Here is a 20723-nt window from a genome sequence, read left to right as displayed (position 1 = left end):
AAACAGGATGTCAGATGACGACGCGACCCAAGGCCCCGTCGGCCAATGAAGGTGTCACGATGAACAGCGACACGCAGCGCGACGATTCTAGCATGAGCCCCGAGCATACGCTCGCCGCCCGACTGGAGACACTGGAGAGCCGCATCGCCTACCAGGAACACTGGCTGGATACGCTGGACCAGGCGGTGGCTGCCCAGGAACGGCGCCTGGCGCAGCTGGAGCGGATCAATACCCTGATGCAGGAAAAGCTGCGCGACCAGCAGCGGGCGCTGCAGGATTCGGAGATGACGGCACCGTCACCGCAGGATGAGGTGCCGCCGCATTACTGAAGAAGGAAGAGAGAAGAGCAGCAGCGTAGCCGCGTTCTACAGGTCGTCGAGGTAGCGCTCCGCATCCAGTGCCGCCATGCAGCCGGTGCCGGCGGAGGTCACCGCCTGCCGGTAGACGTGATCCATCACGTCGCCGGCGGCGAACACGCCCGGCACGCTGGTAGCGGTAGCGTTGCCCTCGAGGCCGGACTTCACCTTGATGTAGCCGTCGTGCATCTCCAACTGACCCTCGAAGATGCCGGTGTTGGGGCTGTGGCCGATGGCGATGAACACGCCAGGGGCGGCGATCTCCTTCACGCTGTCGTCGATGGTGGAACGGATGCGTACGCCGGTCACACCGCTGGCATCGCCCAGCACTTCTTCCAGGACGTGGTTCCATTCGAGCACGACGTTGCCGTTCTCGGCCTTCTCACGCAGCTTGTCTTGCAGGATCTTCTCCGCGCGCAGGCTGTCGCGGCGGTGCACCAGGGTGACCTTGGAGGCGATGTTGGAGAGGTAGAGCGCCTCTTCCACGGCGGTATTGCCGCCGCCCACCACCACGACCTCCTTGTTGCGGTAGAAGAAACCATCGCAGGTGGCACAGGCCGACACCCCCTGGCCCATGAACTGCTGCTCGGACGGCAGCCCCAGGTAGCGCGCACTGGCACCGGTGGCGATGATCAGCGCATCGCAGGTATAGCTGCCGCTGTCGCCCTTGAGGGTGAAGGGGCGGTTGCGCAGGTCCACCTCATGGATGTGGTCGAACAGCACTTCGGTATCGAAGCGCTCGGCATGACGCTTCATGCGCTCCATGAGTTCCGGCCCCTGCACGCCGGCATCGTCACCGGGCCAATTGTCCACATCGGTAGTAGTAGTCAGCTGACCACCGGCCTGAATGCCGGTGATCAGGACCGGCTTGAGGTTGGCCCGCGCCGCGTAGACGGCAGCAGTATAGCCGGCCGGACCGGAGCCCAGGATGATCAGGCGTTCGTGACGCGCTTCGCTCATGAAGAGATCCTCGCAACTCGAAAACGGGATGAGGCATGACGTGTCTCGCCCCGGACGTGTCGTCGCACGTTACCGGGAGCATGGTTGAGGCCATTGTACCAGTCTCGGGCGTCCGGGGCGTGGTACCTCTTTCCCCTCATGGGAACGTTACAGCACCTCGTCGTCGCGCCCCAGCACCAGGGCTTCCAGCTCGCCTTCGATCGGCGATACCTCTACCCGAACCTGGATCGGCGAGCAGCAGTAGGGGCAGTCCTCCCAGGTTGCGTGACTGCCTTGAGAGACATCGACCAGCAGGTCGAAAGGCATGCTGCAGTAAGGGCAGTGGACCGAATAGCTGTCGAGCCGCTCTTCATGCATGCGGGACCTCCCCAAGCGCCGCCCCTTCCCTCGGCGGAGCATCAGCGCCATGCAACGGTCTTTCGTTCAGCATAGAAACCTTGGGCAGCGCTTGAAAGGGAGACCTATCATGACCATGTGTTAGGCATGAGACTGAAGAAAAGGACCGTTCATTACCGTGACAGGAGGCTTTCATGAGCCGTGACGAGATGCCGGATACCCTGCAGACCCTGGACGCCGGCGGCACCACCTATCACTACTACAGCCTGCCGCAGGCAGCCAATGCCCTGGGCAACATCGACAGGCTGCCGAAGACCCTGAAGATCCTGCTGGAGAACCAACTGCGCTTCGCCGACGATCCGAGCGTGGCCCGCGAGGACCTTCAGGCCCTGGTCGACTGGCAGCAGGGGGGGCGCTCCAGCCGCGAGATCGGCTATCGCCCGGCCAGGGTGCTGATGCAGGATTTCACCGGCGTTCCCGGCGTGGTGGATCTGGCCTCGATGCGCGCCGCGGTGCAGAAGCTCGGCGAGGATCCCTCGCGTATCAACCCCCTCTCGCCGGTGGATCTCGTCATCGATCACTCGGTGATGGTCGACAAGTTCGGTAATCCCACCGCTTTCAAGGACAACGTCGCCATCGAGATGCAGCGCAACCGCGAGCGCTATGAATTCCTGCGCTGGGGCCAGGACGCCTTCGACAACTTCCGCGTGGTGCCGCCGGGCACCGGCATCTGTCACCAGGTGAACCTGGAGTATCTGGGCCGTACGGTGTGGACCAAGGAGGAGAACGGTAAGACCTTCGCCTACCCCGACACCCTGGTGGGCACCGACTCCCATACCACCATGATCAACGGCCTCGGCGTGCTCGGCTGGGGCGTGGGCGGTATCGAGGCCGAAGCCGCCATGCTCGGCCAGCCGGTGTCGATGTTGATCCCCGAGGTGGTGGGTTTCAAGCTCACCGGCAAGCTCAAGGAGGGCATCACCGCCACCGACCTGGTGCTGACGGTGACCCAGATGCTGCGCAGCCGTGGCGTGGTGGGCAAGTTCGTCGAGTTCTACGGCGATGGCCTGGCCGACCTGCCGTTGGCCGACCGTGCGACCATTGCCAACATGGCGCCGGAATATGGCGCCACCTGCGGCTTTTTCCCGGTCGATGACGAAACGCTCGCCTACCTGCGCCTGACCGGCCGAGACGATGCCCAGATCGCCCTGGTGGAGGCGTACTGCAAGACCCAGGGGCTGTGGCGGGAACCCGGTGACGAGCCAATCTTCAGCGATACCCTGCACCTCGACCTGGGCGATGTCGAAGCCAGCCTGGCCGGGCCCAAGCGCCCTCAGGACCGCGTTGCCCTGAAAGACATGAAGGCGACCTTCGAGAAGCTAATGGAGGGAGAAAACGGCGACAAGCCGCTTCCCAGCGAGGAAAAAGGCCGGCTGTTCTCCGAGGGAGGCCAGACCGCGGTCGGGGTGCACGATAGCTACGAGCACCACGACAGCCAGAACGTCGAGCTGGACGGTGAGCAGTTCATGCTCAATCCCGGCGCCGTGGTGATCGCCGCCATTACCTCCTGCACCAACACCTCCAACCCCAGCGTGATGCTGGCCGCCGGCCTGCTGGCACGCAACGCTCGAGCCAAGGGGCTCAAGACCAAGCCCTGGGTCAAGACCTCGCTGGCCCCCGGCTCCAAGGTGGTAACCGAATACCTCGAGGCTGGCGGTGTGCAGGAAGACCTGGATGCCCTGGGCTTCAACCTGGTGGGCTACGGCTGCACTACCTGTATCGGTAACTCCGGTCCGCTACCTACGCCCATCGAGAAGGCAGTCGAGGAGGGCGATCTCACCGTGGCTTCGGTGCTCTCCGGCAACCGCAACTTCGAGGGTCGCATCCATCCGCTGGTGAAGACCAACTGGCTCGCCTCACCGCCGCTGGTGGTGGCCTACGCTCTGGCCGGTAACGTGCGTCTGGACCTCAGCCAGGATCCGTTGGGCGAGGACCGGGACGGCAACCCGGTCTACCTGCAGGATATCTGGCCCTCCCAGGCCGATATTGCCAATGCCGTGGAGAAGGTGAAGACCGACATGTTCCGCAAGGAGTACGCCGAGGTCTTCGAAGGCGACGAGACGTGGAAGGCACTGCAGGTACCGCAGAGCCAGGTCTACGAGTGGTCGCCCTCCTCCACCTACATCCAGCACCCGCCCTTCTTCGAGGGCATGGGCCGCGATCCGGAGCCCATCGAGGACGTCGAGAATGCCCATATCCTCGCCCTGCTGGGCGACTCGGTGACCACCGACCACATCTCTCCGGCCGGCTCCATCAAGCCCGACAGCCCCGCCGGACGCTACCTGCAGGAGCGCGGCATCAAGCCGGTAGACTTCAACTCCTACGGCTCGCGGCGTGGCAACCACGAGGTAATGATGCGCGGCACTTTTGCCAACGTGCGCATCCGCAACGAGATGCTCGACGGCGTGGTCGGCGGTGAGACCCGCCACGTGCCTTCGGGCGAGCAGATGGCGATCTACGACGCCGCCATGAAGTATCAGGAGAAGGGCACACCGCTGGTGGTGATAGCCGGCAAGGAGTACGGCACCGGCTCCTCGCGCGACTGGGCGGCCAAGGGCACGCGCCTGCTCGGCGTACGCGCGGTGCTTGCCGAATCCTACGAGCGCATCCACCGCTCCAACCTGATCGGCATGGGCGTGGTGCCGCTGCAGTTCCCCGAGGGCGAGAGCCGCAAGACTCTGGGCCTGAGCGGCGACGAAACGATCTCCATCGAAGGGCTGGCCAACCTCACCCCAGGCGGGAAGGTCACGGTCATTGTGAAGAGCGACAAGGGCGAGAAGCGCATCGAGGCGCTGTGCCGCATCGACACCGCCAACGAGCTGGAGTACTACCGCCACGGCGGTATCCTCCACTACGTGCTGCGGCGGATGATCGGCGCGGCGTAAGTCCGTTCCTTCAGCCTGCGCTCGCGCGAAAGCCCCTGCCGGTTAACCGGCGGGGGCTATTTGTATTGGGCTTCGGGCAGCATTTTAGCCCGCAACTCGAGACCCGTAGCCCATGGCTCGCAACCTAGAACGCGCGACGGCGGTAGTCCCGATACTCCGGCGTCCAGCTGCTGCGCTCGATCGCCTGGCGCAGCTTGATACCATCGGTACGCAGCGCCACGCCCTCCTGCTGGGCCTGGGCGGCAACTTCGAAGGCAATGGCCTTGGAGAGTTCGCGGATCTGCGACAGCGGCGGCAGCAAGGCCCCTTTGCCCTCCTTGACCAGCGGCGCCTCGCGCGCCAGCGCCCGGGACGCGGTCATCAGCATGGTGTCGGTGATCCGCTTGGCACCGCTGGCCACCACGCCGAGGCCGATGCCGGGGAAGATGTAGGCATTGTTGCACTGGGCGATGGGATAGGTCTTGCCATTGTGCACCACCGGCATGAAGGGGCTACCGGTCGCCACCAGCGCCTGGCCGTCGGTCCACTCGATCACGTCCGCGGGCGTGGCCTCGGCGCGGGAGGTGGGGTTGGAGAGCGGCATGATCACCGGGCGCTCGCAGCCAGCGTGCATGGCGCGGATCACGTCCTCGGAGAACAGACCCGGCTGGCCCGACACGCCGATCAGCACCGTGGGCTTGATATGGCGCGCCACCTCGAGAAGGGATTGGTTCTTCCATCCTTCGACGAGTTCGGGTTCATGGGCCAGGCGACGCTGGAAGTCGCGCAGCCACGGCTGGTCCGAAGTCACCAGGCCATCGCGATCGACCATGAACACCCGCCGCCGCGCCTCCTTCTCGGAGAGTCCCTCCGCCTGCATCGCCACCACCACCTGCTCGGCGATACCGCAGCCGGCGGAACCGGCACCGACAAACACTACGCGCTGGTCGGCGATGGTCTCGTCGCGGGCCTGGCAGGCCGCCATCAGCGTGCCCACGGCAACGGCAGCGGTGCCCTGAACGTCGTCGTTGAAACAGCACAGCTGGTCGCGATAGCGCTCCAGCAGCGGCACCGCATTGGCCTGGGCGAAATCCTCGAACTGCAGCAGCACATTGGGCCAGCGACGCTTCACCGCAGCGATGAACTGGTCGACGAAGGCGTCGTACTCCTCCTGGGAGATACGCGGATGCCGCCACCCCATGTACATCGGGTCGTCGAGCAGTGCCTGGTTGTTGGTACCCACGTCGAGGGTGATCGGCAACGTGTAGGCGGGGCTGATGCCGCCGCAGGCGGTGTACAGCGCCAGCTTGCCGATGGGGATACCCATGCCGCCGATGCCCTGATCGCCGAGACCGAGGATCCGCTCGCCGTCGGTTACCACGATCACCTTGACCCTGTCTTTGGTGGCGCTGCGCAGAATGTCGTCCATCCGCTCGCGGTCAGGGTAGCTGACGAACAGGCCGCGGTGACTGCGGTAGATGTTGGAGAACTCCTCACAGGCTTGACCCACCGTGGGGGTGTAGATGATCGGCAGCATCTCCTCAAGATGCTCCATCACCATGTGATAGTAGAGGGTCTCGTTGTCGTCCTGGATCGCCCGCAGGTGAATGTGCCGCTCCAGGTCGCTATGACACTGCTGGTACTGGCGGTAGGCCCGTTCGGCTTGCTCCTCGATGGATTCCACGTTCTGCGGCAGCAGGCCGACCAGGTTGAACTCGAGGCGCTCCTCGCGGGTGAACGCACTGCCCTTGTTGAGCAGTGGCATCTCGAGCAGCGATGGACCAGCGTAAGGAATATAAAGTGGACGTTTGCTTTCGGGCATCTTTTGTCTCGATACGGTGACTGGAACCGGGCCGTAGGGAAGCGCAGTCCGGTGTACTGCCCTTCCGGAGCGCTCTGATGGCGCTCTTGGCGCCAACTCTACCACGCCTCTGCCATCGTGGCGCATCAGCTGACTTTGGCACGGGTCCTGTCGCTGGGTGGACGGTCGAAGAACCACGGACGCAGCCTCACGCCGAGCATGTTGCCGGCAAAGCCCGCCACCAGCCACACCCAGCCATGCAGGCTGCCCGACGCAATGCCGCTGAAGTAGGCACCTATGTTGCAACCGAACGCCAGCCTGGCCCCGTAGCCCAGCATCAGGCCCCGATCACCGCCGCCACCACCGAGCCCAGCGGAATCCGCAAGGTCGGGGCAAAGCGTCCGGCCAGGGTGGCAGCCACCATGGCGCCCAGAATGATCCCTACGTTCATCACCGTGGTGATGTCGCTCCATACGCTGGCGTGAAGCGCCGCGGCGTTGCCCGGGCTCTGCCAGTAGCCCCACTGGCTCACGTCGCCGCCAATGAATTCATAAGCCTTGGCGCCCCACAGCGCGAAGGCGGAGGTGATGCCCCAAGGGCGTCCAGCCAACGCCAGGGTGGCGAAGTTGAGCAGCGCCAGTGCCACGGCACCAAGCAGCAGCGGCCAGGGGCCGGTGAGCCAGCGTCCCTGGCTGAGGTTGGCGCGTGGCGCTTCCTCCAATCCGCCATGACGGCGCTTCTCCAGCAGCACCGTCAGCACGGCGATGGCACCGAACAGGGCCAGACTCACGGCAATTCCGCCACCGGCGCCGAAGGTCTGTACCAGCGACACCGGCTGAAAGGCGGGCAAGCTCATCCACCATGAGAAATGGGCGGTACCGATCAACGAGCCGACGATGAAGAAGAGCAACGTGATCGCCATGCGTGCATTGCCACCACCGGCGGTGAACAGCGTGCCCGAGGCGCAGCCGCCGCCGAGCTGCATGCCGATACCGAACAGGAAGGCGCCCACCACCACCGAGACCCCGATGGGTGAAACGAAGCCCGTCACGCTCTGACCCCACAGGCTGCCCGCCCCCAAGGCGGGGAAGAACAGCACCACGGCGATGGCCAGCATTACCATTTGGGCGCGCAGCCCACGCCCACGTCGTTCGCTGATGAAGACCCGCCAGGCGGCGGTAAAGCCGAAGGCGGCGTGATAGAGAGAAACGCCGAGCAGCGCCCCCACGACCATCAGCAGACCCATGCGAGTGCCGAAGGCCAGACCGACCAGCAGCGCACCCGTCAATGTCAATGCGCCCAGCAGCAGAGAGACCCGTCGCGGTCGTATCGCATCCAATGCAGTGGCCATGAAACTCCTCCTCTCCATTCGCTCCTGTAGCGTGGCAAGTTCCACCGAAGTGCGCCAGGCGACTGCCAAAACGTGACAGGGCGCCCGAAGGCGCCCCGTACAGGAACTGCTCAAAGGCTAGATGAAACGTCCCAGCCCAGCGGCCTGGCGCAATTTATCCATGAACGGCGCGGCCTCGGCACGAGCCCGCTCAGCGCCCTTGAGCAGCACGCTTTCGATGTGCCCGGGATCCTCCATCAGCGCCTGGTAGCGTTCGCGAGGCTCGCGCAGTTGCGCATCGAGATGTTCGAACAGTCGATTCTTGACCTCGCCCCAGCCAATTCCGTTGGCGTACTCGCTGCGCATCGCCTCGCGCTCCTCGCGTGTGGCGAAGGCAGAGTAGATCTGGAACAGGGTGCAGCCCTCCGGGTCCTTGGGCTCGCCGGGCTCCAGCGAGTTGGTCTTGATCTTGCGCACCAGCTTGAGCAGCTTCTTCTCGGAGACGAACAGCGGAATGGTGTTGTTGTAGCTCTTGGACATCTTGCGCCCGTCGAGACCGCCCAGTACCGCCACGTCGTCGTCGACCACCGCTTCGGGCAGGGTGAAGAACGCGCCCTTGTAGAGGTGGTTGAATCGCCCGCCGATATCGCGAGCCATCTCGATATGCTGGATCTGGTCGCGCCCGACCGGCACCTTGTGGGCGTTGAACATGAGAATGTCGGCGGCCATCAGCACCGGATAGCCGAACAGGCCCATGGTGATACCCTTGTCGGGGTCCTGGTTGCCGGCAGCCTCGTTCTCGGCCACCGCCGCCTTGTAGGCGTGGGCGCGGTTCATCAGGCCCTTGGCGCACACGCACGACAGCATCCAGGTCAGTTCGGGGATCTCGGGAATATCCGACTGGCGGTAGAAGATGGCGTTGTCGGTATCCAGCCCCAGCGCCAGCCAGGTGGCGGCGATCTCCAGGCGCGACTCCTGTACGCGGCGGGGGTCCTGGCACTTGATCAGCGCATGCAGGTCGGCAAGGAAGTAATAGGACTGCACGCTGGGGTCCTGGCTCGCGGCGATGGCCGGCTTGATGGCCCCGACGTAATTGCCCAGGTGCGGGGTACCGGTGGTGGTGATGCCGGTGAGAACGCGTGTCTTCTGGGATACTGCACTCATGGAAGGCGGACTCTGCTTGTCGGAAATGCCCGCTATGGTAACGCGAGGGGGCAGTCAAGGCGACCTGCCCCCGCTTCAAACAAATCGGCCGTTACCGCACCAGGCTAGCGGGATCGACGCTCTCAAGGCCAAAGGCCTCGGCCACGGCGCGGTAGGTGACCTGACCGTCGTGGACGTTGAGCCCGGGCAGGAAGTGGGAGTCGTCGGCCAGCGCCCGCTTCCAGCCCTTGTCGGCCAGGGCGATGACGAACGGCAGGGTGGCGTTGGTCAGCGCCTGGGTCGAGGTGCGCGCCACCGCGCCCGGCATGTTGGCCACGCAGTAGTGGACGATGCCGTCGACCACGTAGGTCGGCTCGGCATGGGTGGTGGGCTTGCTGGTCTCGAAGCAGCCGCCCTGGTCGATGGCCACGTCCACCAGCACACTGCCGGGCTTCATGTCGGCGAGCATCGCGCGGGTGATCAGCTTGGGCGCGGCGGCACCGGGAATCAGCACGGCGCCGACGATCAGGTCACTCTCGCGCACCGCCTCGTCGATGGCATCGGCAGTGGAGAATACGGTCTTCATGCGGCCCTGGTAGCGGTCGTCGAGCACTTCCAGGCGCGAAATCGACTTGTCGAGCACGGTCACTTCGGCACCCAGACCCAGCGCCATGCGCGCGGCATTCTCGCCCACCACGCCGCCGCCGATCACCGCCACCTTGCCGGGAGCCACTCCGGGCACGCCGGGCAGCAGCACGCCGGAACCGCCCTGGGCCTTCTCCAGACTATGGGCACCAGCCTGCACTGCCATACGGCCCGCCACGGTGCTCATCGGCGCCAGCAGCGGCAGCCCCCCCTGACGGTCGGTGACGGTCTCGTAGGCGATGCAGGTGGCCCCGCTCTCCATCAGCCCACGAGTCAGCTTTTCCTCGGCCGCCAGGTGCAGGTAAGTGAACAGCGTCTGGCCGCGGTTAAGCCGCGCCACCTCTTCCGGTTGTGGCTCCTTGACCTTGAGGATCAACTCGGCCTCGCCCCAGAGGGTATCGACATTCGCTTCGAGCCGGGCGCCGGCCGCCTCAAAATCGGCGTCGGAGAAACCCGCTCCCTCCCCGGCACCCACTTGAACGGTTACCGAATGGCCTCGCGTCGCCAGCTCCCGAGCCCCCGTGGGTGTCAGGGCGACGCGATACTCATGGTTCTTGATTTCCTTCGGCACGGCGATCTTCATTGGGCACCTCCTGCGGCACTGTCTTGTTAGGGGACCATCCTTGTTAGGGGATCGTCACGCCCATTACAGCACAATCAGTCCATACACGAAGTACCAACGATAAAGAACGGCAAAAATCCATTCTCAAGGCCAGTGCGGCAGAAAATCGTTGTTTTTAAGAGAGTGCTGACAAAAAAATCACGGCCTCACTCGAGCACAAGCGCTCCACCGTAGATCGCCACGTACTCCTCGGGCAGGCGGCGTGGCCGACCGCTGGAGAGTTCGATACAGGCGAAGCGGGTGCGAGCACGCAGCAGAGTGCGACCGTCGGCGGGCCGAACGAGCTGGAAGCGCCGGGTCAGGGTCAGGCGGCCGTCGCAGCCGATGATCCAGGTGGCAAGCGCCAGGCGCTCTCCCTCGAAAGCAGGCGCCAGGTAGTCGAGTTCGTGGCGGTGCACGGCCATGGCCCGGTCCAGCTCGCGATAGCGGGCCAGATCGAGGCCGAGATGCTCCGAATGTGCCCAGCTCACTTGCTCGACCCAGCGTAGATAGGCGGCATTGTTGGCGTGACCGTACTTGTCGATGGCCGAGGCCTGTACCTCGAGCTCGATGACGAACGGATCGGGAAGGTCCCACTCCTGGGCCATGGTGCGCTCCCTTGCAGGTTCAGACTTTGGACGTACCGCAACGCCAGCAGGCCTCGAAGACGCCTTCCAGCGTTTCACCGCAGTTCGGGCAGCACCACTCCGCTTCTTCGGTGCTGCCCGTCATGGCATGACGGATCAGGGTTTCGGCGCGCTTGCGGTTGTGTTCGGCCACCCATACCTCGGGCTCGCATTCCCCCAGCGGTAGTTCGCCCGCGCCCCCACCCAGCACCATGTTGCGCAGCTCAACGGGGATACCCGCCGCGACCAGCAGGTTGCGCACGTGGCTGACCAGCAGCGCATTGGAGTGGGCGAAAACGCGTACGTAGCTCATAGGTACCGTTCTAACATCATCGGGCGCAGCAATTTCAATCGCGGAACACGCGGACGCCCAGAGCCTTCAGGTAAGCGGTCTCGGGAATGGCAGGATGGACCGGATGGTCCTCCGCCTGGTGCCCCTGGTAGACGATCTGTCCATGGCGATCCTGGTGGCGCACCGCACCGCGCACCACTTCCACCAACCGCTCCTGGGCCAGGTGCATGGAGCACGAGGCCGAGAGCAGCAGGCCGTCGCGCCCCAGCAAACGCATGGCCTCACGGTTGAGCTTGCCATAGGCGCGCTCACCGTTGGGAATGTCCTTGCGCTTCTTGATGAAGGCCGGCGGATCGAGGATCACCACATCGAACTGCTCGCCGTCGGCCTTGAGTGCGGCCAGCGCCTCGAAGGCGTCGGCTTCGCCTACCGCCACCTGCTCGTGCAGGCCGTTGAGAGCCGCGTTTTCGGCCACCCGCTCCAAGGCCTGGGCGCTGACGTCCACGCATAGCACCTCGCGGGCACCATGTGCCGCCGCCTGCACGCCCCAGCCACCGATGTAGCTGAATACGTCGAGTACCCGCTTACCGGCCACCAGGCCGTTGAGCCAGGCGCGGTTGGCGCGATGGTCGAAGAACCAGCCGGTCTTCTGGCCGTCGAGTACCGGCACGTGGAAGCGCACGCCGTTCTCCTCCATCAGCACCGGGCCGTCGAGCTCGCCCTTCGCCACGGTGACCTGGCGCTCGAGCTGCTCCTGGCGCCGCCCGGACGAGTCGTTCTTGAACACGATGACCCGGGGCGAGAGTACCTTGTCCAGCGCAGCGACGACCTCTTCGGCGAGTCGTTCCATGCCCAGGGTATTGAGCTGGACCACCACGACGTCGTCGAAGCGATCCACCACCAGCCCCGGCAGCAGGTCGCCCTCGCCGTGCACGAGGCGGTAGAAGGGCTTGGCATAGAGGCGCTGGCGCAGTGCCAACGCCTGGTTGAAGCGATGCACCAGCAGCGAGCGGTCGAGGCGCATGTTGGGGTCGCGCGATACGACTCGGGCACAGATCAGCGAGTTGGGATTGACGTAGGCCACGCCCATGGCCTTGCCATTGGCGGCCTCGACCACCACCTGGGCGCCCGGCTCGAGGCCCTTGAGCGGCGTGGCCTCGATGTCGACCTCGTTGGAGTAGAGCCACAGGTGACCGGCCTTGAGGCGGCGGTCGGCGTTCTTCTTGAGGCGCAGGGTCTGGGTCATGGTCGGTCTCATGGAATGGGGATCATTTTTGGCAAGAGGGGCAGAATACACTGGCCCGCTGGCCCAGCGTCACCAGCCGCAGCTCGCCGTTGCAGCGCCGGCAACCCTGGCCGTGGCGGCCATAGACGTTGAGGCGCTGCTTGAAGTAGCCCGGCTCGCCAGTGCCGCTAACGAAGTCGCGCAGGGTGGTGCCGCCCTGGGTGATGGCGGCGGCCAGAACCTCGCGCACCGCCGCGGCCAGGCGCTCGTAGCGCTCGAGGGAGATGCGTCCCGCCGCCCGGCGCGGGTCGATGCCGGCCAGGAACAGCGCCTCGCTGGCGTAGATGTTGCCCACGCCGACCACTACGGCATTGTCCATCAGGAACGGTTTCACGGCCATGCGCCGGCAACGCGAGAGCCGATAGAGCCGCTCAGCGTCGAAGGCCTCGGAGAGCGGTTCCGGCCCCAGGTTCGCTAGGCGCGGGTCGCTCTCCAAGCTGCCGGCGAGCCAGTCGACGAAGCCGAAGCGGCGCGGATCGTGGTAACGCAGGATGGCGCCGTCGTCGAGCACCAGGTCGACATGGTCGTGCTTCTTGGGCAGATCGCCCAGCCGGGCGATGCGCAGGCTGCCCGACATGCCCAGATGCCAGATCAGGCTGCCGTCGCGCTCGCCCTCGATCGGCAGCAGCAGATACTTGGCGCGCCGCGATAGGATGCCGATGCGAGAACCCACCAGGCGCTCGACGAAATCGTCGGGCACCGGCACGCGCAGGCGCGGCTGGCGCACTATCGCCTCGACGATCTCGCGCCCCTCCACGTGGGGAGCGATGCCGCGCCGGGTAGTCTCGACTTCGGGAAGCTCGGGCATGGCGAGGAAATATCCGGGAAATAGATACGCCTGAACCCGACCGCAGGGCCGGGTTCAGGAGGACAGGTCTTGCTACCTGCGGCTGGAAGCCGTCAAGTCGCCATGGACGCCCAGCGGCGGGCGTCGGATCGGCTTACTTGATCTTGGCTTCCTTGTACATCACATGCTTGCGGACGACCGGATCGTACTTCTTGAATTCGAGCTTGTCCGGAGTGTTCCGCTTGTTCTTGTTGGTGGTGTAGAAGTGGCCGGTACCGGCGCTGGACACCAACTTGATCTTATCGCGCATGACTGCTTACTCCCTGATGATCGCTTAGACGGCTTCGCCGCGCTTGCGGATGTCGCTGAGCACCGCGTCGATGCCCTTCTTGTCGATGATGCGCATACCCTTGGAGGAGACCCGCAGCTTGACGAAGCGGTTCTCAGACTCCACCCAGAAACGGTGGGTGTGCAGGTTCGGCAAGAAACGACGGCGGGTCTTGCGCTGGGAGTGTGAAACGTTGTTACCAGTCACCGGGCGCTTGCCGGTAACCTGACATACTTTGGACATGGGAGCCTCCAACCGCTTGGCCAGGTGGTCAAACCTGTGTGTTCAAAACCTGTCGGGCAAACCGGGAACGACCCCGTTGTCATTTGACCCAAGGGAATTCAAAGGCTGCACTTTATAGCAGAGTGCGCCCCTACAGGCAAGTAGCCGCGTATTCTACACTCCCCTACCCCCACTCCCGCAAGCTTTCATAAGCCGTCGTACTTCCACCACAAGCAATGGGCCTTCTCCACCCAGCCAGCGAACCGAGCGAGCGAAGGCCAGGCTAGGCGAACCTTGTTGAGCAAGCGGAGTTTAGTGGGCTAAATGGGCATTGCGAAGCAAGGTTCAACGCCGCATGGCCGAGCACAGCCGGTTCCCCACCTAAAGCCACCCTCTCTCCGCAAACGATACCACCTCCCCGTCTCCGACAACGAAGTGATCCAGCACGCGAATCTCGAACAGCGAGAGTGCCTCGCGCAGCCGCTCGGTGATACGCCGGTCGGCATCGGAGGGTTCGGCCACGCCGGAGGGGTGGTTATGGGCGAAGATGATCGCCCCGGCGCCCAGCTCCAGCGCGCGGCGCGCCACCTCGCGGGGGTAGACCGAGGCACTGTCCAGCGTGCCGCGAAACAGCGACTCGAAGCGGATCACGCGGTGCTGGGTATCGAGAAAAAGCGCGGTGAACTCCTCGTGCCCCAAATGACGCAGTTGGGTAGCCAGGTAAGCGCGCACCAGAGTGGGTGAGGTCAGCGCATTGCCGCGAGCGAGCTGGGCCGCCAGGTGTCGCTTCGACAGTTCAAGGGTGGCTTGGAGCTGGACGAACTTGGCCGTGCCCAGGCCTCGCTCGGCGCAGAAGCGCTGTTGGTCGGCCTCGAGCAACTGGCGCAGACCGCCGAACGAACCCAGCAGGTCGCGGGCAAGGTCCACCGCTGAGCGCCCCGCCACCCCCACGCGCAGGAAGATGGCCAGTAATTCGGCGTCGGATAGTGTCCCGGCACCCAGCGCCAGCAGTTTTTCCCGCGGGCGCTCGCCCTCGGGCCAGTCGCGAATCGACATCCCGTGTCTCCTTGCTACGCTTTCCCTGATGATTGAAGTCACCCATTGTAACCGACCTTGACGAAAGGCTGCGGCTGCGCAACTTCAACGGCAGTGGTAAGGTAGGCGGTCGGGTTTCAGTTCAGGAAAACAGCATGGCAACGCAACGCGTACGACGGCTTGCCAGCCGGCGCATCCTGCTCGGCATCAGTGCCGGCATCGCCGCCTACAAGAGCGCCCAGCTCGCTCGGCTGCTCAAGCAGGCGGGCTGCGAGGTTCGCGTGGTCATGACCGAGGGCGCCCAGGCTTTCATCACGCCGTTGACGCTGCAGGCGCTGACCGGTGAGCCAGTGCGCACCTCGCTGCTCGATCCCGAAGCGGAGGCCGGCATGGGCCATATCGAGCTGGCCCGCTGGGCCGAGACGATCCTGATCGCCCCGGCCACCGCCGACCTGATGGCGCGCCTGGCCCAAGGCATGGCCGACGACCTGCTCACCACCCTGTGCCTGGCCAGCGAAGCCGAGAAGATCATGGCGCCGGCCATGAACCAGGCCATGTGGCGCCACATCGCCACCCAGCGCAATGCCAAGCGCCTGGAACAGGACGGCTGGCGACTGCTGGGGCCGGCCAGCGGCGATCAGGCCTGCGGCGACGTGGGGCCGGGGCGCATGCTCGAGCCCGAGGCGATCATGGCCGAACTCATCCCGCCGTCCAGCGCAGCCGTGCACGGCCAGGCCCCAGCGGCCGAGGACGCCCCGGCCCGAGGCCTGCACGTGGTAATCACCGCCGGCCCCACTCGGGAGCCGTTGGACCCGGTGCGCTATCTCTCCAATCACAGCTCGGGAAAGATGGGCTTCGCCCTGGCCGCCGCTGCGGCAGAGCTCGGCGCCCGGGTCAGCCTGATCAGCGGCCCGGTGAACCTGCCCACACCCCAGGGGGTCGAGCGCACCGATGTGGAGACCGCGCTGCAGATGCACGAGGCAAGTCGCCGGTTGGCGGCCGACTGCGACCTGTTCATCGGCTGTGCCGCAGTGGCCGACTATCGCGCCGCGACGGCCGCCGAGCACAAGATCAAGAAGCGCGAAGGCGAGGAAGGCCTGACCCTGAAGCTGATCAAGAACCCCGATATCATTGCCGATATCGCCCATGCGCGCGATGCGGCCGGGGGACGTCCCTTCGTGGTGGGCTTTGCCGCGGAAACCCGCGATCTCGAGGCCTATGCCCGCGACAAGCTGACACGCAAGCGGCTGGACATGATCGTCGCCAACGATGTCTCCGCCGCAGGGCTCGGTTTCGGCGCCGACGACAATGCCGCCCTGCTGCTGTGGCGCGACGGCGAGGGAGAAGGCGGCGAGCAACTGCCGCCGCAGCCCAAGACCGAGTTGGCCAGGGCGGTGATCGAGCGAGCGCTCGGCTGCCTGACTTCCCGCCCCGTACATTGAACCCAAACCTGCCCGGAACCCGCAGAACCGACGGAGCCACCATGTCCGATTCCCGACCCCAACAACCGCGCCTGGCCGTCAAGCTGCTCGACGAGCGCCTGCGCGACTTCATGCCCCGGTATGCCACCCTGGGCTCCGCAGGAATGGATCTGCGTGCGCTGCTCGACGAGCCGCTGGTCCTCGAGCCCGGCCAATGCGAGCTGGTGCGCACCGGGCTCGCCATTCATATCGGCGACCCGGGCCTGGCCGGCCTGATCCTGCCGCGCTCGGGCCTGGGCCACAAGCACGGCATCGTGCTCGGCAACCTGGTGGGACTGATCGATTCCGACTACCAGGGCGAACTGATGATCTCCACCTGGAATCGCGGCACCGACACCTTCGTACTGGAGCCGTTCGAGCGACTGGCCCAGTATGTCCTGGTACCGGTGGTCCAGGCCGAGCTGGAAGTCGTCGACGAATTCGAGGCTAGCCTGCGTGGTGAAGGCGGCTTCGGCAGCTCGGGCCGCCATTGACCGCTAGGAACGCCGCCGATCGTCCCAAGGAGCGGTGACGCCGGCAGCGCCGTCGCAACCTGGCATCAACGAACCCACACCTGTCTGACAAGGAACCGCTATGAGCCAAGTCGAGAACAGCCCCGTACCGGCCTCCATCTTCCGCGCCTATGACATTCGCGGCATTGTCGACGACACCTTGACCGAGGCGACCGTCGAGAAGATCGGTCGAGCCATCGGCTCGGAGGCCGCCGCCCGTAACGAATCCACCGTGGTGGTGGCCCGCGACGGTCGTCTCTCCGGCCCACGGCTGAGTGAGGCATTGATTCGCGGACTGACCGCCGCTGGCCGCGACGTGATCGACATCGGCATGGTGCCCACGCCGGTGCTCTACTTCGCCACCCACATACTCGAGGGCACCGCTTCAGGGGTGATGGTCACCGGCAGCCACAATCCACCCGACTACAACGGCTTCAAGATCGTACTGGGCGGCGAGACGCTCTCGGGCGAGGCGATCACCGCGCTGTACAAGCGCATCGAATCCGACGACCTCAGCGAGGGCCAGGGTAGCGTGTGCCATGAAGACGTGCGCGATGCCTATCTCGAGCGTATCGTCGGCGACATCCGTCTCGAGCGCCCGCTCAAGGCGGTGGTCGACTGCGGTAACGGCGTGGCCGGCGAGCTGGGGCCCAAGCTGATCGAGAGGCTGGGGGTCGAAACGATACCGCTGTTCGCCGAGATCGATGGTAACTTCCCCAACCATCACCCCGACCCGGGCAAGCTAGAGAACCTGCAGGACGTGATTCGCACGGTGAAGGAAACCGGCGCCGACATCGGCCTGGCCTTCGACGGCGACGGAGACCGCCTGGGCGTGGTGACGCCGAGCGGGCAGCTGATCTACCCCGATCACCTGATGATGGCCTTCGCCGAGGACATGCTGGAGCGTAACCCAGGTGCCCGGGTGATCTTCGACGTCAAGTGCACCGGCAACTTGGCAGGCGTCGTCGAAAAGGCAGGAGGCACGCCGGAGATGTGGCGTACCGGCCATTCGCTGATCAAGGCACGCATGAAGGAGACCGGGGCTCAGCTCGCCGGTGAGATGAGCGGACATATCTTCTTCCAAGAGCGCTGGTATGGCTTCGACGACGGCATCTACGGCGCCGCCCGACTGCTGGAGATCCTCTCCAAGCAGGAAGACGATGCCGATACCTTCTTCGCCCGCTACCCGCAGGACCTCGGCACGCCCGAAATCAACGTGCACGTGACCGATGAGAACAAGTTCGAGCTGGTCGACAAGCTGGCCCGCGAGGGCGATTTCGGCGACGAAGGCGTCAAGACCACCCTCGACGGCATTCGCGTCGACTATCCCGATGGCTGGGGCCTGTGCCGCGCCTCCAACACCACGCCCGTGCTGGTGTTGCGCTTCGAAGGCAAGAGCGACGCCGCCCTCGAGCGTATTCGCAACCGTTTCGCCGACGCCCTCAAGCAGGTCGATCCGGCGCTGACGCTGCCCAGCTGACGGCAGCGTTTCGTATCCCTGAGGAAGGACCATGACCGAAACGACTCGTGACCCGCGGCTGGTGGTGGAAGTGCTTTCCGAGGCACTTCCCTACATCCAGCGCTTCTCCGGCAAGACCGTCGTCGTCAAGTACGGCGGCAATGCCATGACCGAAGATGCCTTGATCGACTCCTTCGCCCGCGACATGGTGCTGATGAAAGAGGTCGGCATCAATCCCGTGGTGGTACATGGCGGCGGCCCGCAGATCGGTGAATTGCTGGCCAAGCTCAAGATCGAGTCGCGCTTCGTCAACGGCATGCGGGTCACCGATTCCGAGACCATGGACGTGGTGGAGATGGTGCTCGGCGGACTGGTCAACAAGGAGATCGTCAACCTGATCAATCAGTGCGGCGGCAAGGCGATCGGCCTCACCGGCAAGGACGGCGCCCAGATCCGCGCGCGTCAGCTCAAGGTCGAACACCAGACCCCGGAAATGACCGCTCCCGAGATCATCGACATCGGCCACGTAGGCGAGGTCGAGCATGTCTCCACCGAGCTGATCGAGATGCTCGCCGAGCGCGACTTCATTCCAGTGATCGCACCGATCGGCGTCGACGCCAAGGGCCACAGCTACAACATCAATGCCGACCTGGTGGCCGGCAAGGTGGCCGAGGCACTGGGTGCCGAGAAGCTGATGCTGCTGACCAACGTGGCCGGCCTGATGAACGCGGAGGGCGAGGTGCTTACCGGTCTCACCACGGCTCAGGTGGATACCCTGATCGCCGACGGCACCATTCATGGTGGTATGCTACCGAAGATCCGCTGCGCGCTCGACGCCGTGAAGGGAGGCGTGCGCAGCGCGCATATCATCGACGGCCGCGTGCCCCACGCCACGCTGCTGGAAATTTTCACCAACGCGGGGGTCGGTACCCTGATCACCGATGCCGACCGACAAGGGAACGACAACGCTTGAGGCAACTTCCGCCCAGCGCCTGGCGGTGGGCGGTGCCTCCGGCCATTCAATAACCAGAAGACAAACTCCGACATGACGCAGGCTATACAGAATTCCAGCCGGCGCGAGCAGATCCTGCAGGCGCTCGCCCTGATGCTGGAAGAAGACAGCGGCAAGCGCATCACCATCGCGGCGCTGGCGCGCCAGGTAGGCGTCTCAGAAGCCGCGCTCTACCGACACTTCCCGAGCAAGGCGCGCATGTTCGAGGGGCTGATTTCGTTTATCGAAGAGACCCTGTTCGAGCGCATCTCGCGCATTCTCGACGAGGTCCACGAGGCCGTACCGCGTTGCGGGCAGATCCTCACCCTGCTGCTGGCCTTCGCCGAGAAGAACCCCGGTCTCTCGCGCCTGCTCGAAGGCGACGTGCTGACCGGCGAGACCGCCCGGCTGCGGCTGCGTATCCATCAGCTCTTCGAGCGCCTGGAGACCCAGCTCAAGCAGGTGCTGCGCGAGGCGGAGCTGCGCGAGCGCCGCCGCACAGTGATGCAGGTATCGGCCACGGCCAACCTGCTGATCGCCGTGGCCGAAGGGCGCATCTCGCAGTACGTGCGCAGCGACTTCCAGCGTCGTCCCACCGAGCACTGGGACGACCAGTGGGCGCTGCTCTCGGCACGGCTGATGCGCGAGCCGATCACCCAGATCGCCTGACCCTCCGACATGCAAAAGCCCCGGCCAGGCCGGGGCTTCATCGTTGACGCTACGCTGCCGGCCGGTCAGGCGGCCAGGGTGTCGCCCAACTGCTGGCGGATTTTCTTCATGGCGTTCTTCTCGAGTTGGCGAATGCGCTCGGCGGAGACGCCATAGACATCAGCCAGCTCATGCAGGGTGGCTTTGTCATCGACCAGCCAGCGGCGCTGCAGGATGTCGCGGGAGCGCTCATCCAACGACTCAAGAGCCATCTTCAAGCGACGGCTGGCGTCGTCTTCCCAATCGCTGTCCTCGAGCTGGACCGCGGGGTCTGCGCCAGCATCGTCCAGGTAGTGCACCGGCGCCTGGTAGGCCGCATCCTCGTCCTCACTCGGCGAGACGTCGAAACCAGCGTCGTGTGCCGCCAGGCGCCCCTCCATCTCGCGCACGACCTCGGGCTTGACGTCGAGGTCGCGGGCGATGGCGTCGACCTCGTCGTTATTCAGCCAGGCCAGGCGCTTCTTGGCGCTGCGCAGGTTGAAGAACAGCTTGCGCTGGGCCTTGGTGGTGGCGATCTTGACGATACGCCAGTTGCGCAACACGAATTCGTGTATCTCGGCCTTGATCCAGTGCACGGCAAAGGAGACCAGGCGCACCCCCTGGTTGGGGTCGAAGCGCTTGACGGCCTTCATCAGGCCCACGTTGCCTTCCTGGATCAGGTCGGCCTGCGGCAGGCCGTAGCCGGAATAGCTTCGCGCGATATGGACCACGAAGCGCAGATGCGACAACACCAGACGACGCGCCGCCTCCAGGTCGCCCTCTTCGTGAAGGCGGAAGGCGAGTTCGCGCTCTTCCTCGGCGGTGAGCATGGGAATGCCGTTGACCGCCTGGATGTACCCGTTGAGGTCATGCCCTGGAGAGAGATGACCCACCGGCAGAAGACTGGTGCTCATTGCAGGTTGTCTCCTTGAAAACCTAATAT

Annotated in this window: 20 protein-coding genes and 1 pseudogene; 7 read left to right on the top strand and 14 right to left on the bottom strand. The window is 64.9% G+C overall.

The genetic code is table 11. The features are described from left to right. The first annotated feature begins 14 nt into the window (after window positions 1–14). A complete protein-coding gene (locus tag EKK97_RS02950; protein ID WP_159548884.1) occupies window positions 15–329 on the top strand; it encodes a SlyX family protein in 315 nt (104 codons plus the stop codon). Between the two features lie 36 nt (window positions 330–365). Here EKK97_RS02950 and trxB read toward each other — a convergent pair whose 3' ends face one another. Both trxB and EKK97_RS02940 read right to left on the bottom strand, forming a co-directional pair. After that, complete coding sequence (gene trxB / locus EKK97_RS02945) at window positions 366–1316, bottom strand: thioredoxin-disulfide reductase (RefSeq protein ID WP_159548882.1); 951 nt, start codon at window positions 1314–1316, stop codon at window positions 366–368. Between the two features lie 147 nt (window positions 1317–1463). Continuing rightward, window positions 1464–1673: a zinc ribbon domain-containing protein gene (locus EKK97_RS02940; protein ID WP_159548880.1), complete on the bottom strand. Its 210-nt coding sequence runs from the start codon at window positions 1671–1673 to the stop codon at window positions 1464–1466. A 173-nt stretch (window positions 1674–1846) separates the two neighbouring features. Between EKK97_RS02940 and acnA the strand changes: the two genes are divergently transcribed. Beyond that, window positions 1847–4597 (top strand): aconitate hydratase AcnA, encoded by a 2751-nt coding sequence (gene acnA / locus EKK97_RS02935; RefSeq protein WP_159548877.1) that lies wholly within the window; start codon window positions 1847–1849, stop codon window positions 4595–4597. Between the two features lie 124 nt (window positions 4598–4721). Here the strand turns inward: acnA and EKK97_RS02930 are convergent, their stop codons facing one another. From EKK97_RS02930 to radC, 11 genes and pseudogenes are all read right to left on the bottom strand, one after another. Then, a complete protein-coding gene (locus tag EKK97_RS02930) occupies window positions 4722–6398 on the bottom strand; it encodes an NAD-dependent malic enzyme (protein ID WP_159548874.1) in 1677 nt (558 codons plus the stop codon). A gap of 125 nt (window positions 6399–6523) precedes the next feature. Beyond that, window positions 6524–7728 (bottom strand): annotated as a pseudogene (locus EKK97_RS02925) (YeeE/YedE family protein). A gap of 117 nt (window positions 7729–7845) precedes the next feature. Continuing rightward, window positions 7846–8871: a tryptophan--tRNA ligase gene (locus EKK97_RS02920; RefSeq protein WP_159548871.1), complete on the bottom strand. Its 1026-nt coding sequence runs from the start codon at window positions 8869–8871 to the stop codon at window positions 7846–7848. A 91-nt stretch (window positions 8872–8962) separates the two neighbouring features. Beyond that, window positions 8963–10078 (bottom strand): alanine dehydrogenase, encoded by a 1116-nt coding sequence (gene ald, locus EKK97_RS02915; RefSeq protein WP_159548868.1) that lies wholly within the window; start codon window positions 10076–10078, stop codon window positions 8963–8965. A gap of 185 nt (window positions 10079–10263) precedes the next feature. Beyond that, window positions 10264–10704, bottom strand: a complete 441-nt coding sequence (locus EKK97_RS02910; protein WP_159548865.1) for an acyl-CoA thioesterase — start codon at window positions 10702–10704, stop codon at window positions 10264–10266. Between the two features lie 19 nt (window positions 10705–10723). Then, window positions 10724–11035, bottom strand: a complete 312-nt coding sequence (locus EKK97_RS02905; protein WP_159548862.1) for a putative signal transducing protein — start codon at window positions 11033–11035, stop codon at window positions 10724–10726. Window positions 11036–11069: 34 nt separating this feature from the next. Next, the gene (locus EKK97_RS02900) at window positions 11070–12260 is read right to left on the bottom strand and encodes a class I SAM-dependent rRNA methyltransferase (RefSeq protein WP_159548859.1); all 1191 of its coding nucleotides are present in this window, start codon (window positions 12258–12260) and stop codon (window positions 11070–11072) included. A 22-nt stretch (window positions 12261–12282) separates the two neighbouring features. Continuing rightward, complete coding sequence (gene mutM / locus EKK97_RS02895; RefSeq protein WP_159548856.1) at window positions 12283–13107, bottom strand: bifunctional DNA-formamidopyrimidine glycosylase/DNA-(apurinic or apyrimidinic site) lyase; 825 nt, start codon at window positions 13105–13107, stop codon at window positions 12283–12285. 133 nt (window positions 13108–13240) lie between these two features. Then, the gene (gene rpmG, locus EKK97_RS02890) at window positions 13241–13396 is read right to left on the bottom strand and encodes a 50S ribosomal protein L33 (protein WP_129140669.1); all 156 of its coding nucleotides are present in this window, start codon (window positions 13394–13396) and stop codon (window positions 13241–13243) included. Window positions 13397–13420: 24 nt separating this feature from the next. After that, window positions 13421–13657: a 50S ribosomal protein L28 gene (rpmB, locus tag EKK97_RS02885; protein ID WP_010630182.1), complete on the bottom strand. Its 237-nt coding sequence runs from the start codon at window positions 13655–13657 to the stop codon at window positions 13421–13423. Window positions 13658–14017: 360 nt separating this feature from the next. After that, window positions 14018–14692 (bottom strand): RadC family protein, encoded by a 675-nt coding sequence (gene radC / locus EKK97_RS02880; RefSeq protein WP_159548853.1) that lies wholly within the window; start codon window positions 14690–14692, stop codon window positions 14018–14020. Window positions 14693–14826: 134 nt separating this feature from the next. Between radC and coaBC the strand changes: the two genes are divergently transcribed. From coaBC to slmA, 5 genes are all read left to right on the top strand, one after another. Next, window positions 14827–16113: a bifunctional phosphopantothenoylcysteine decarboxylase/phosphopantothenate--cysteine ligase CoaBC gene (gene coaBC / locus EKK97_RS02875; protein ID WP_159548850.1), complete on the top strand. Its 1287-nt coding sequence runs from the start codon at window positions 14827–14829 to the stop codon at window positions 16111–16113. A 41-nt stretch (window positions 16114–16154) separates the two neighbouring features. Beyond that, window positions 16155–16625 carry a dUTP diphosphatase gene (gene dut, locus EKK97_RS02870; RefSeq protein ID WP_159548847.1) on the top strand — a complete coding sequence of 157 codons (471 nt, stop codon included), beginning with the start codon at window positions 16155–16157 and terminating at the stop codon, window positions 16623–16625. A 100-nt stretch (window positions 16626–16725) separates the two neighbouring features. Then, complete coding sequence (locus EKK97_RS02865; RefSeq protein WP_159548844.1) at window positions 16726–18123, top strand: phosphomannomutase/phosphoglucomutase; 1398 nt, start codon at window positions 16726–16728, stop codon at window positions 18121–18123. A gap of 31 nt (window positions 18124–18154) precedes the next feature. Further along, on the top strand, window positions 18155–19075 hold the full coding sequence (gene argB / locus EKK97_RS02860; RefSeq protein WP_159548841.1) for an acetylglutamate kinase: 921 nt from the start codon (window positions 18155–18157) through the stop codon (window positions 19073–19075). A 72-nt stretch (window positions 19076–19147) separates the two neighbouring features. Then, the gene (gene slmA, locus EKK97_RS02855; RefSeq protein WP_159548838.1) at window positions 19148–19762 is read left to right on the top strand and encodes a nucleoid occlusion factor SlmA; all 615 of its coding nucleotides are present in this window, start codon (window positions 19148–19150) and stop codon (window positions 19760–19762) included. 65 nt (window positions 19763–19827) lie between these two features. Here the strand turns inward: slmA and rpoH are convergent, their stop codons facing one another. Further along, on the bottom strand, window positions 19828–20694 hold the full coding sequence (gene rpoH / locus EKK97_RS02850; protein WP_159548835.1) for an RNA polymerase sigma factor RpoH: 867 nt from the start codon (window positions 20692–20694) through the stop codon (window positions 19828–19830). Between the last annotated feature and the right edge of the window lie 29 nt (window positions 20695–20723).

This window comes from Billgrantia tianxiuensis (genome assembly GCF_009834345.1).
In the GTDB taxonomy this organism is placed as follows: domain Bacteria; phylum Pseudomonadota; class Gammaproteobacteria; order Pseudomonadales; family Halomonadaceae; genus Halomonas; species Halomonas tianxiuensis.
Note: the sequence above shows the minus strand (reverse complement) of the source record. Positions and strands in the feature narration are given on the sequence as shown.